This window comes from Endozoicomonas sp. Z74 (genome assembly GCF_057680865.1).
This window is the reverse complement of the sequence record NZ_JBLYZI010000079.1, coordinates 14,752-27,164: the sequence shown is the minus strand read 5'-3', so window position 1 is coordinate 27,164 and position 12,413 is coordinate 14,752. Positions and strand designations below refer to the sequence as shown.

The following is a 12,413-nucleotide window of genomic DNA, read 5'->3' as shown; positions in this document are numbered from 1 at the left end:
TAGCAACTCGTTACGAGCGGCTTCTGCGTAACTATACGGGAATGCTTCAAATAGCAGCCATCATGGTCTGGTTGGCATGAGTTTGAGTTAAAATCTGGCAGATCGGTTAGATGAGAACGCCGCCTAGTGTTGCAAAGAGGAATTCTCAAGTGTCAAATGAATCTTCTGTCGTATATTTTTCACACAGGCGGGGCTGCCTGAAATGGAGCACTAGCCAAATGATCTTGCCGTAGGATAGTATCACCTTTACTCCGGTGGCTATACAGGTTGTCCGGAGCGACTGGCAAACAACAATTTTAAGAATGTGATTTTATCAATCCGGCAGTCAATGGAAGCGAGTATTACAGGACATGGCAGATAACCTGGTTCTTGAAGTGATTGATGGCCCGATGGAAGCCAATATGGCGGGCCACCGGAAGACTTTTGTCAAGGCGGGGGGGTCCATTGGTCGGGCCGATGGCAATACCTGGGTGCTCCCCGATGTAGAACGCATCGTTTCTTCAAGCCATGCGGATATTCTGTTTGCCAACGGCGCTTATCTTCTGGTGGATAAAAGCACCAATGGGACGTTTATAAATGGTGCCGATGCTCCGGTAGGCTCCGGTCAGCAGGTTCCCTTAAACGATGGCGATTTAATCGGTGTGGGTCACTATCAGATCAAAGTGTCCATTAAGCAGGATACCTTTGAGTTGCCGGAAGGGTTGGGCAGTGTGGATTTTCTTGATGATTCTGATAAAACCACGCTTGGGGTCTTTGCTGAAGCGCCACCGTCGGCACCACCCCATAAAAGCGATCAATTTGATCAATGGTTTGAGCCGGGTAATGAGCAGCAAGGAAAGGATCTGTGGGGTACCGTTGAGACAGGAGAGAGTGCCTCTCTGGTGTCTGGACCATCGTCTGTTGATCCTCTCGCTGGTTTAACGCCCCCCCCCGTTGCGGTTGATCCGCTCTCTGCCTCTGCCGCCCCCCTTGACCCTCTTGACGCACTGACGGGTAGTGGTGGCAGCTGGGATGCCCAGACACCGCAAATGGCTGTGCCTTCAGGTGGCGATGATTGGTGGCTGAGCGAGCCTGACCATGTACCGGCGGTTGAGCAGTCTATTGCTATTCCCAGACCAGTCTCCACTCCCAGTCAACCACCTACCGTTCCGAAACCCGCTGCAATTCCTGCTTCTCCGGCGCTGGACTCGATGAGTCTGGATCAGTTGCTGACACCTGCGGAGCTGCCGGAAGCCGCAGCGGCCAGCCCGGCACCGCTTCCACCACGGACACAGGACTTGCCGGCGGCCGAGACACCATCCGTTGTGCCTGTACAGCCGGCCACGCCTTCGGTATCAAGGGGTGTCGATCACTCCGCTACGGCGAATCATCGCTCATTGATCGACGCTCTTGGTCTTGGGAATATCGACCCCAATCAGCTGCAGACCCTGGATCAGGAAAGCGCCGCACTGATACGGGAAACCGTCAGTCGTTTAATGGATCTGCTCCGGGCCCGCAGCAGCATCAAGAATGAACTCCGTGTTGAACGCACCATGATCCAGAGTCAGGATAATAATCCGCTGAAGTTTTCTGCCACGGTGGAAGATGCACTTACAATGATGTTTGGTAGTGGGCAGGGGGCATTTTTATCCCCTACAGATGCCATACGGGATAGCTTTGATAATATCTCCGATCATCAGGTGGCGGTGATGTTTGCCATGCGCACCGCCTATGAACATATGCTGTCACGGTTTGACCCGCAGCAGTTACAACCGTTGCTGGAGCGCATGAACAGCAAGGGGTTGTCGTTTAATAAAAAGGCCAGGAACTGGGAGGCTTACGAAGCCTGGTTCAAGGAGCAGAAGTCTGACGCAGAAGCCAACTACAACCGGTTGTTTGGTGAAGTGTTTGCCGAGGCCTATGAAAAGAAATTGTCTGAACTTAATGCGGTCAGGCAGATGGGGTAATCCTCCCATTAATAACAGTGATGCGCTAATAACAATAATTGTCTTTGCTGCAGGAGCAGAAGGGGTTTCAGGATGTCTCTGAAGGTTTTTTATCAACGAAGTTTAATACTGCTTGCCGGGATCGTCCTGGCCGGATGCAGCACCACTCGGGAAGTGGTGGACTCTGGTCGTGAGTTGCTGGATTTTGATACCGTGGTGAGTATGAAACTGCAGGCGGATGATCAGGTGAACCTGGACGATGAGGGCCGGCCCTCCCCTCTGGTTATCCGGGTGTTCAAGCTGGCCGATGACCGACAGTTCCAGCGAGAAGACTTTCTCTCCCTCTATGAATATTCCGGTGAACGGCTGGGCAATGATCTTCTGGGCACCATTCAACTCAAGGAGATTGCACCGGGAGAGTCTCGCCTGGAGACCTTTGAGTTAACGCCGGAGGTCCGGTTTCTGGGGGTGATGGCGGAGTACTCGCGGTATACGGAAACTCGCAACCTGTTGGTGCTGCCCGTGCGGGCCCATAACGACAGCGGTTATACCGTGATTGCCAGTGACCGTGGGCTGGTGCAGAAACGATAACGCGTTCAAGGGATGGTTCGGGGGATAGAAGCGGGATGGTCAATAAAAACCGGGTGGTCTGGTCGGAAGGCATGTTTCTCCGTCCACAACACTTTCAGCAGCAGGAGCGTTTTCTGGAGTCCTGGGTCGAGAGTCGGGTCAGTGCCCTCAATGCCTATGGTTGGGGGCTGAGAAAATTACGATTTGATCTTGAGCTGTTGCGGCTCGGGAAACTCTCTCTTGTGGAGGCGGAAGGGGTGTTTCCCGATGGAACCCCGTTTTCCATTCCCGGTGAGGAAGCGCCACCGGAGGTGCTTGATATTCCCGTGAATACCCGGGATGAGGCTATTTTTCTCTGTTTGCCCCTGCGTCGCCCCGGGGTTCGTCAGAGTGCCCGGGCGGGGGAGCAGGCTCCCCAGGCACGCTATATCTGTCAAAGCCATGATGTGCGTAACAACGCTTCGGACTCCGCCGAAGAGGCGTCCATTGAAACCGGACAGATGGCGCTTACCCTGAAACCCGGATCGGACGATTTAAACGGCTACGCGTGTATTGGTATTACCCAGGTGCTGGAACGGCAGCCGGACAAACCGGTCAAGCTGGATCATCATTTTGTTCCCCCCTTGCTGGACTGCCAGCTGTCACCGGTAACCAGTGGTTATATTGAAGAACTGATTGGCCTGTTACGACAGCGGGGCAATGCTCTCAGTTACCGCTTATGCGATAGTGGCAGGGCCGGTTCGGCGGAAATAGCTGACTATATGCTTTTGCAGGTTATTAACCGCTATGAGCCACTGATGGTGGCCCTGTCCCGACAGAAACTGCTGCACCCCATGGAGTTGTATAAAGAACTTCTCCAGCTTTGCGGTGAACTGTCCACCTTTACCGCCAGCAAGAAGCGCCCCGAAGATTTCCCGGCGTTTTCCCAGGACAACTTGGGGGAGATTTTTGCGTCCGTGGTCGCTGGTTTGAGGCAGTCCCTCAGTACAGTGCTGGAACAGACGGCCATCGCTCTCGAACTGACCCAACGCAAGTTTGGAATTTACGTTTCGCCGGTCAATGACCGGAGTCTGATCGACGGAGCCACCTTCGTGCTGGCTGTGAAGGCGGATATGCCCGGCGAAGCCCTTCGCAATAACTTTCCTTCCCAGGCCCGGGTGGCCCCGGTGGAGGTGATTCGTGAGCTGATTTCCGCCTCCATGCCCGGCATTATGTTGCGGCCCCTGCCCGTGGCCCCGAGGCAGATTCCCTATCATGCCGGATTTGCCTATTTCCAGCTTGAGAAAACCGGAAAGCCCTGGGCGGCCATGAAAAACTCCGGTGGTTTTGCGGTTCATCTGGGGGCTGAGTTCCCGGGGGTGGAAATGGAGTTCTGGGCTGTGAGGGATTAACCATGAACGATCGAACCGTCATTATTCCTACGCCGGGCAGTCATCAGCCGACGGCCCAGGCTGCACCTCAATCCACGGCGCCACCATTGGCTGATTCGTTGTCGGCGGGGCTGGAGCAGGTGCGTATCCGTTCCTCCCTGAATCCAGTGGTGGAAGCGGCATCCACGTTGTTGACGCTGATGATCAAGTTGCGCACCACCACGGAGTTTAATCAGGCTCCGAATCTGCACCAGTTAATGACCTCGGAAATCCAGCGGTTTGACCGGGAGCTGCAATCTTTGGGGATGAAGCCAGAGACGACGGTGGCCGCACGCTACCTGATGTGCACTGTTCTGGATGAAACCGTGATGAACACTCCCTGGGGTGCCAGCAGTGGCTGGAGTCAGCGCTCACTGCTCAGTTTGTTTCATCGAGAGAGCGTGGGGGGAGAAAAGTGTTTTGTGATTCTCCAGCGTCTGCAGGAGACGGCTTCCTCCAACCTGGACCTGCTGGAGTTGTTCTATCTCAGCCTCAGCCTGGGCTTTGAAGGCAAGTTTCGGTTGGCTCCCAACGGCCAGGCGCAGCTGGACACCATTCGGGACAACCTGTTCCGGGTGATTCAGTCCCACCGTGAGTACATTGACCGGGATCTGTCCCCCCGATGGCAGGGGAGTGGTCGCAAAGGAAAAGGGTTGATGCAGTATATCCCCCTCTGGGTGTTTGGTGCGGTGGCCATGGCAGTTCTGGTAGCGGGATACGCCGGCTTTTCAGTATGGATGTATCAGGGTAATGAACCGGTGATTGCGTCCATGGAGCAGTTGCTTGGGGACCCTGGGGGTGAGGAATGAAACGGTTTCTGAATGTTCTGGTTAACCCCTGGGTGATCGGTTTTATCGGCCTGTGTGCCCTGGCTCTGGTGATCTGGTTTGGTGCTGAATATGTACGTTTTGGCAGTGACAATACTGTGATCAGCGAAAGCGCTCGACTGATGACCATCGTCGTACTGTTTTTTCTCTGGATTATCTGGCGTCTGGTGCGAATGCTGCGGGAGCGAAAACAGAATAACGATCTGATTGAGGGTATTCAGTCCACGGAGAAAGAGGCCAGCCCGACTCCGGAAGACGATCGAACCCGTGAAGAGCTGGAAACCCTCTCCAGCCGTTTTCGTGAAGCGGTGACATTGCTCAAAAAATCCCGCTTTGGCGTCGGCGCAGGCAGTAAGGCTCTGTACCAGATGCCCTGGTATATCATCATTGGCCCGCCGGGTTCCGGAAAGACAACGGCTCTGATGAACTCTGGCCTGCAGTTTCCCCTGGCCACCGGAGATGGTAAGGCCTCTCTGGGCGGTATTGGTGGGACCCGGCACTGTGACTGGTGGTTTACCAATGAGGCGGTGTTGATTGATACCTCCGGTCGTTACACGACGCAGGACAGTCATCGAGTGGTGGACAATGCTGCATGGACCGGTTTTCTGGATCTGCTGAAAAAACACCGCCGTCGTCAACCCATCAATGGTGCGATTGTAGCGATCAGCTTGCAGGATTTGATGACCCAGACAGAAGAGCAGCGGAATCAGCACGCCAAGGTGATTCGAACCCGGCTGGATGAACTGCAGGAGCGACTGGGTATCCGCTTTCCCGTTTATCTTACCTTTACCAAAACCGATTTGATTGCGGGCTTTAGCGAATTTTTCAGTACACTGTCCCAGCCTGAACGGGAGCAGGTGTGGGGTATGACTTTTGACCTACCCAAAGATCAATCAGGCAGCTCGGATATCAGCGGGTTTGTCAACGATTACCAGGCGCTGTTGCAGCGGCTGAACGATCGGGTATTAAGACTGGTTCATCAGGAACGGGATGTGGAGCGCCGTTCGCTCTTGCAGGGCTTTCCAGCCAGAATGAGCAGTCTTCAGGACATTATCCACGATTTTCTCAAACAGGCTTTTGCCAGTAACCACTACAACAGCTGTCCCCTGTTAAGGGGCGTTTACTTTACCAGTGGTACCCAGGAAGGCACGCCCATTGACCGGATGATGGCTTCGGTAACGGCCAGTTTCGGTCTGCCCAGGGAGTTGGGTAAACAGCAAATGAGCACGGGTAAAAGCTTTTTTATCAGCCGGCTGCTGAAAGAGGTGGTTTTTCCGGAGTCCACCATTGTCGGTGTGAACCGGCGCTTTGAATCGCTCTTGCGCTGGGGACGCCGGGCTACGGTTATGACTCTGGTGGCGATTACCGGGGGAACCCTTGCTGTCTGGGCGGGCAGTGTGGGTAAAAACCGGTTGCTGATGTCTGATGTTGATGGCTATCTGGACCGTTATCAGCAAGCTTCCGGTAAGGTGGTGAATCCCGAGGATGCGGCCACACTGTTACCCGCGTTTAATGCCCTGAAATCGGCCTCTGTCGTTTACGATCAGGAGGCGCATCCCTGGTTGCACTCTCTGGGGCTGTACGACAGCCGGGTCGACCGTCGCGCTGGTGAACTTTACGATCAGAAATTGATATCGGATTTTCTCCCCGCTTTTAAAAAAGAGCTGGAAAATCAGCTGAGCTATGCCGGTTCTGATACGGATACGGTGCTGGAGCAATTAAAAATCTATCTGATGTTGCTGACCCCGAAGCACAGGGATACCACAGAAATTCGTAAGTGGGCGCAAACGCACTGGGAGCAAAAGTTGCCCGGGCAGGCCACAGAGCAGCAAGCGTTGGTTAATCATCTGAATCATCTCTTGAATCAGGATCTGCCAGCCCTTAAACCGGATGAGGCTCTGGTGACCAGAGCCCGCCAGCAGGTTCGCACCCTGCCTGTGGCCCAGCGCATCTATCGCCAGATGAAGAGCAGTCCGGAACTGTCCGGTGATGTGGATCTCTATGCTGTCATCGGAGGTGACACTGAAAAGGCCTTTGGTCTTTCCGCCAGTAATCCCGCCTTTGCATCACCAAAACGCTTTACTCTGGAGGCCTGGGAGCAGGCGGATTTCAGTGCGGATTCACCGCTGCTGATGGCCCTGGAAAAGGACCGCTGGATTTATGGCTCCGTGGAAGGGGAGGACTTCAGTAAGGCGGACCGTGAAAAAATTGCGGCACAAGTTCGCAAGCTTTATCTGGCAGAGTATGGGCAGTACTGGCAGCGTTTCCTGGGTCAGTTCAGGATCAAGCCATTTACGTCTATCAGCCGGGCCAGGGATCATCTGAATGTGATGGCGGACCCGGTGTACTCACCGTTGAAAGGCGTTCTGGAAGCGGTGGCCATGAATACGGAACTGACACCCGCGGTCACGATTCCTGCCGCGGGTTCCAGAGCGTCGGGTGCGGTGGGCAAGGTACTGGCGGATGTCCGCAAGCCGACGTCGGTGGATTTGCAATTCCAGAACCTGCAGGGACTGGTGAAGCCCCAAGCCAATCAACCGGCGCAAATCCAGGAGACCCTGGCGCTGGTTCGGGAACTTCATGACTACCTGAATGAAATTGCCATGGCACCGGATCCCCAGGAACAATCTTATCAGGTGGCAAGGAGTCGTTTTCAGCGGTCCGGTAATGATGTGATCAAGCGGGTTCGGATTCGGGCCAGCCAGTCACCGGAGCCGGTGAAAGGCTGGTTGTTGTCCATGGCAGACTCCAGCTGGAGCCTGATTCTCAGTGACTCCCGGCGCTACCTCAATAAAGCCTGGCAGGAGCAGGTGTATAACCCTTACCGACACAGTTTACAGGGGCGTTATCCCCTGTCTGCCAGCAATAAAGGGGAGGCTCCCCTGCAGGACTTTAACCGCTTTTTCAAACCGGGCGGGATTGAGCAGCAGTTTTTTAACGAAAATCTGGCTCCCTTTGTGGATACCCGGAAATGGCGGGTAAAAACTCTGGACGGCCGAGGCCTGTCCATCGCCAAAAGTACGTTGAAGCAGCTGCAAAGGGCTGGCTGGATACGACAGTCGTTCTATAAAGGCAGCAGTGAGCTGAGTGTGGATTTCAAGTTGCAGCCCACCCGGCTGGATTCTGATGTCCGGCTGTTTTCTCTGGAGCTGGGGGGACAACGGCTCAAGTATTCCCATGGCCCACGTACAGTAAAAAGCTTTAACTGGGATACCGCTGATGGGGATCGGGCCCGGATCATTTTTGAAGATCTCAATGAAAACATCAACAGGCAGGAGTTTGAGGGGGACTGGGCCTGGTTCCGGCTGCTGGACGCGTCCAGCCTGACCGCCACTGCCGACCCCAGGGAATTTCAGCTCACCTTTAACGAGCGTGGGCGGGAAGCCCGCTTTCGGCTGATTGCCAGCAGCAGCCTGAACCCGTTTAATCAGTCTCTGTTGCGTAATTATCAGTTGAAAGGTGAGTTGTAACCATGGCAGGCGCAGCAAGGGTATGTGGTTTTTATGGCAAGTTACCCGCCCACGGGGATTTTGTCGACCGTGAGTTGCCGGTGGCTTTTATTTCTGCCTGGGATCAATGGCTGCAACAGTCCATAGCTGCCAGCCGTGAGCGTTGTGGGGATCAGTGGCTGGATGTTTATCTCACCAGCCCAATCTGGCGATTTGTGCTCACCGCCGGTTGCCTGGATGGTTTGGGTTGGGCGGGTATACTGGTGCCCAGTGTGGACGCCGTGGGTCGTTATTTTCCTTTGACTCTGGCGATGCCCCTGGGGGGCAGCGAATCCCCCGCAACCTTTATGGCGGCTAATAACAGGGTGTTTGAACTGTGGGAGCAGGTGGCTCTGCAGGCGTTACAGGAGGGTTTGTCCGCCGATGCGGTGGGCGAGAAACTTAAAGTGTCGGGGGATGCCCTGCAGAACCGTTTGCCCAGGGTGAATCGGAATGGGTTATTGACGGGGTTGGCGACGCCGACAGGTGCCGTCAGTCCCTGGGCGGTATTTCTTGATGCGAGTATGGGCCTGCAGCCAGACAGTTTCAGTTTCTGGTCCTGTGCCGGTTCTGCCAATATGCCCCCCATGATGCTGGCCCGTAAGGGATTGCCTGAGTCCCGGACCTTTGCCGCCATGCTCAATGGGCAGTGGCAGGAGGAGGGGTGGGATGTGGCAGGATGACCCGATGAAAAGAACAACAACACAGGTGAGAATATGGCTTCTGAACCGGTAATGGATATTGAGCAACTGCTGACGCCGATTTCTGAGAGTCAGCCCCAGGGCATCGACATCCGTGAGGATCGCTCGCCCACCTCGGATTATTACTCCATCAAGGATGCCCGAAATGCCGCCCGGGCCACGGAGCGTTCCGGGCTCTTTGACGAGGACATTCGGGCTGAAGCTCTCAGTCAGTGGCAACCGGTGCTGGAAAAAGGACAGGCCATTCTTGCCAGTACCAGCAAAGATCTTGAAGTGGCCACCTGGATGATTGAAGCCGCGGTTCGATTGCACGGTTTTACCGGGTTGCGTGATGGCCTGACGGTGCTTGACGGTCTGGTGGAACAGTTCTGGGACGGGCTCTATCCGGAACCTGATGAAGACGGTCTGGAAACCAAAGTAGCCCCCATTACCGGGCTGAATGGCGATGGGGCAGAAGGGACGCTTCTGGCCCCGATCCGCAACTGCCCGGTGACCGCTGAAGGGAATCATGGGGAATTCAGCTACTACAACTACCAGCAGATTTACGACGCCAGCAAGATCACCGATGAAGACAAACGGGCCGATCGTTACGAGGCTCTGGGTAACACCATGGAGGACATTACCCAGACCATTGCTACCACCGGCGATGCCTTCTATCTGGATCTGGTGGAGAATCTGGAAACCTGTAACGAGACGTACAAAGCCCTGAACGATCGGCTTTATGAACACTGCGGTCACGATGCGCCTCCCAGCAGTCAGATGACCGGGTTGCTGGATGAAGTACTGCGCTCTATACGCTTTCTCTGTCAGGATATCCTGTCCCGTGCTGAAGCTCAGGCCCAGGCGGAAGAGGCGGCGGCATCGGAACCAGTGACCGAGTTGTCCGATGAGGGGAGGGTGGTAACCCAAACCCTGGCGGCCAATGGCTCTGCCGTTATTTCCGGGCCCATTGTCAGCCGGGAGCAGGCTCTGGACCAGCTGTCGGAAGTGGCGAACTATTTTCGCACCTACGAACCCCATACTCCCCTGGCCGACGGTATTGAACGTCTGGTGCGCTGGGGCCGTATGACCGTTGCGGAACTGATGATGGAACTGATGCCGGAAGAGACATCCCGCAGCATTTTCAGCCAGCTGACCGGTGTTGCTATGGATGGCAGTTCCACGGCTCAGTACGTGGCACCGCCCACACAACCCTTGACTTCTGCTCCGGAAACGGTACAAGAGGTGAATGACCCTACGGTTGAAGGAGAGTGGGGGAGTGCGGAGAGCAGTGCGTCGGCAGGTGACAGTGTCTGGTAGTGGCTGACTGGATTCAATGGATACGGTCACCGTGCAACAAGAACAACAAGTACCGCCCGCAAGGTGAAAAGCCAGTGATAGGTGCTGCTGATAACTAAAAAACTCTTACAGGGAGAGAGACATGTCCGAGAGCATTCACAATAAACTCAAGCGGGTCAGAAAGCCCCGTGTCCATATCACCTACGATGTGGAAACCAACGGTGCTGAGGTCACCAAGGAACTGCCGTTTGTGGCCGGTGTGATGGGGGATTACTCCGGAGATAATACGGAAAATAAAAAAGCCATGAAGGACCGGAAGTTTGTCCAGATTGATCGGGACAATTTCAATCAGGTGCTGGCCAAGGTGAACCCCAAACTCGGCTTTAAAGTAGAAAATACCCTGGCCGGGGATGGCAGTGAACTCTCTGTGAACCTGGACTTTAACGCCATGGAGGATTTTGAGCCGGAAAGCATTGTCAACCAGGTCAAGCCCCTGAAAGAGTTGCTGGAGGCCCGGAACAAACTGCGGGACCTGATGAGCAAGGCGGACCGTTCCGAGGAGCTGGAAGAAGTTCTGGAAAATATTCTCAAAAACACCGACGAAATCACCAAGATTTCTGAAGAGCTGGGTCTGAACGAAGGAGAGGATGCCTGATGAGCACAGAAACCGATAGCGCGGTACTGGATCGCCCGGAAGGGGAAGAACAGTCCCTGAACCTTCTGGATCAGGCCATTGGTGCCACCAAGCAGACCGGTAAGGATGAAGCCCGGGATCTGCTGGAAAATCTCACGGCCCAGGCCCTTAAAGGCACCGTGACCTGGGACCGCAACCTGACCAAAACCATTAACCAGGCGGTCACCGCCATTGATGAGGCCATCTCCAAGCAGTTGGCGGCCATTATGCACGGTGAAAAGTTCCAGAAGCTCGAAGGTTCCTGGCGTGGCCTGAACCATATGGTGATGAACAGCGAAACCAGCACCAACCTTAAAATCCGGATGTTGAACATCAGCAAGCGGGAGCTGTTTAAAGATCTGGACAAGGCTGTGGAGTTTGACCAGAGCCAGACCTTCAAGAAAATTTATGAAGAAGAGTTTGGTATTGCCGGGGGCGAACCTTACGCCTGTATGATTGGGGATTATGAATTTTCCAATCATCCGGAAGATATTGACCTGCTGAGTATGATGTCCAACGTGGCCGCTGCCGGTTTTTGCCCCTTTATTGCCGCGGCAGGGCCGGAGATGTTTGGTTTTGACGACTTTACTGAGCTGTCCAAGCCCCGGGATCTGGCGAAGATTTTTGAATCCCAGGAGTACATCAAGTGGCGCAGCTTCCGGGACAGCGATGACGCTCGCTTTGTCTCCCTGGTGATGCCCAAATCCCTGAGTCGGCTGCCCTACGGAGCCAACTCCAAGTCCGTGGAAGCCTTCAACTACGAAGAGTTTCCACTGGACGACAGCGGTATGGCCCAGGCCGTGGCCCATGATCAGTACACCTGGATGAACGCCGCCTATGTGATGGGCACCACCCTGACCAAGGCGTTTGCGGAGTATGGCTGGTGTACTGCCATTCGGGGTGCGGAAGGGGGGGGCAAGGTGGAAGGTCTGCCCAGTCATGTGTTCAAGAGTGATGATGGCGATACCGACCAGAAATGCCCCACGGAAATCGGCATTACCGACCGACGGGAAGCGGAACTCAGCGGTCAGGGCTTTCTGCCCCTCTGTCACTACAAGAACACCGACTACTCGGTTTTCTTCGGTGCCCAGACGGCCCAGAAGCCCAAGACCTATGACAATCCCGATGCCACTGCCAACGCCTCGATCTCGGCCCGTCTGCCGTACATTATGGCCACGGCCCGAATTGCCCATTATCTGAAAGTGATGGCCCGGGACAAGATCGGCTCCTTTATGGAAGCCAAAGACGCCGAGCAGTGGCTGAACCAGTGGATTGCCAATTACACCAACGGCAACCCCGATGCGTCAGCGGATATGAAAGCCCGTTACCCACTGGCTCAGGCCCGGGTAGAGGTGAAGGAAAACCCGGGGGCACCGGGTTCCTACAGTGCGGTGGCCTACCTGAAGCCCTGGCTTCAGATGGAAGAGCTGACTACCTCATTGCGGATGGTGGCTAACATTCCTTCCGCAGGATAAGTCTCTGAAAACCATCGGACATCCGTCCGATGGTTGTTTTCCTTCCCATTTCAGGCAGTAGGGTGTT

The 12,413-nt window shown here is 54.9% G+C and carries 9 protein-coding genes; all 9 read left to right on the top strand.

Annotation, left to right across the window (positions count from 1 at the left end; genetic code table 11):
• Positions 1-350: 350 nt before the first annotated feature.
• Entirely contained in the window at positions 351-1,946 is a 1,596-nt protein-coding gene (gene tagH / locus ACNRUY_RS19145; RefSeq protein WP_488113261.1) for a type VI secretion system-associated FHA domain protein TagH, read from the top strand.
• 72 nt (positions 1,947-2,018) lie between these two features.
• Positions 2,019-2,516, top strand: coding sequence for a type VI secretion system lipoprotein TssJ (gene tssJ, locus ACNRUY_RS19140; protein WP_488113260.1), 498 nt, complete (start codon positions 2,019-2,021; stop codon positions 2,514-2,516).
• Between the two features lie 35 nt (positions 2,517-2,551).
• On the top strand, positions 2,552-3,886 hold the full coding sequence (gene tssK, locus ACNRUY_RS19135) for a type VI secretion system baseplate subunit TssK (protein ID WP_488113259.1): 1,335 nt from the start codon (positions 2,552-2,554) through the stop codon (positions 3,884-3,886).
• A gap of 2 nt (positions 3,887-3,888) precedes the next feature.
• Positions 3,889-4,713 carry a type IVB secretion system protein IcmH/DotU gene (gene icmH, locus ACNRUY_RS19130; RefSeq protein WP_488113258.1) on the top strand — a complete coding sequence of 275 codons (825 nt, stop codon included), beginning with the start codon at positions 3,889-3,891 and terminating at the stop codon, positions 4,711-4,713.
• Positions 4,710-8,201 (top strand): type VI secretion system membrane subunit TssM, encoded by a 3,492-nt coding sequence (gene tssM / locus ACNRUY_RS19125; protein ID WP_488113257.1) that lies wholly within the window; start codon positions 4,710-4,712, stop codon positions 8,199-8,201. Before icmH ends, tssM begins: the two co-directional genes overlap by 4 nt.
• A gap of 2 nt (positions 8,202-8,203) precedes the next feature.
• Positions 8,204-8,902 carry a type VI secretion system-associated protein TagF gene (gene tagF / locus ACNRUY_RS19120; RefSeq protein WP_488113256.1) on the top strand — a complete coding sequence of 233 codons (699 nt, stop codon included), beginning with the start codon at positions 8,204-8,206 and terminating at the stop codon, positions 8,900-8,902.
• Positions 8,903-8,935: 33 nt separating this feature from the next.
• On the top strand, positions 8,936-10,219 hold the full coding sequence (gene tssA / locus ACNRUY_RS19115) for a type VI secretion system protein TssA (RefSeq protein WP_488113255.1): 1,284 nt from the start codon (positions 8,936-8,938) through the stop codon (positions 10,217-10,219).
• 121 nt (positions 10,220-10,340) lie between these two features.
• Positions 10,341-10,853, top strand: a complete 513-nt coding sequence (gene tssB / locus ACNRUY_RS19110) for a type VI secretion system contractile sheath small subunit (protein WP_488113254.1) — start codon at positions 10,341-10,343, stop codon at positions 10,851-10,853.
• Entirely contained in the window at positions 10,853-12,346 is a 1,494-nt protein-coding gene (gene tssC / locus ACNRUY_RS19105; RefSeq protein WP_488113253.1) for a type VI secretion system contractile sheath large subunit, read from the top strand. The genes tssB and tssC overlap by 1 nt, the downstream gene beginning before the upstream one ends.
• The last annotated feature ends 67 nt before the right edge of the window (positions 12,347-12,413 follow it).

Coding starts and splice junctions, on each gene's coding strand:
- icmH (WP_488113258.1), top strand. CDS start 3,889: ATGAACGATCGAACCGTCATTATTCCTACGCCGGGCAGTCATCAGCCG.
- tssB (WP_488113254.1), top strand. CDS start 10,341: ATGTCCGAGAGCATTCACAATAAACTCAAGCGGGTCAGAAAGCCCCGT.
- tagF (WP_488113256.1), top strand. CDS start 8,204: ATGGCAGGCGCAGCAAGGGTATGTGGTTTTTATGGCAAGTTACCCGCC.
- tssM (WP_488113257.1), top strand. CDS start 4,710: ATGAAACGGTTTCTGAATGTTCTGGTTAACCCCTGGGTGATCGGTTTT.
- tagH (WP_488113261.1), top strand. CDS start 351: ATGGCAGATAACCTGGTTCTTGAAGTGATTGATGGCCCGATGGAAGCC.
- tssJ (WP_488113260.1), top strand. CDS start 2,019: ATGTCTCTGAAGGTTTTTTATCAACGAAGTTTAATACTGCTTGCCGGG.
- tssC (WP_488113253.1), top strand. CDS start 10,853: ATGAGCACAGAAACCGATAGCGCGGTACTGGATCGCCCGGAAGGGGAA.
- tssA (WP_488113255.1), top strand. CDS start 8,936: ATGGCTTCTGAACCGGTAATGGATATTGAGCAACTGCTGACGCCGATT.
- tssK (WP_488113259.1), top strand. CDS start 2,552: ATGGTCAATAAAAACCGGGTGGTCTGGTCGGAAGGCATGTTTCTCCGT.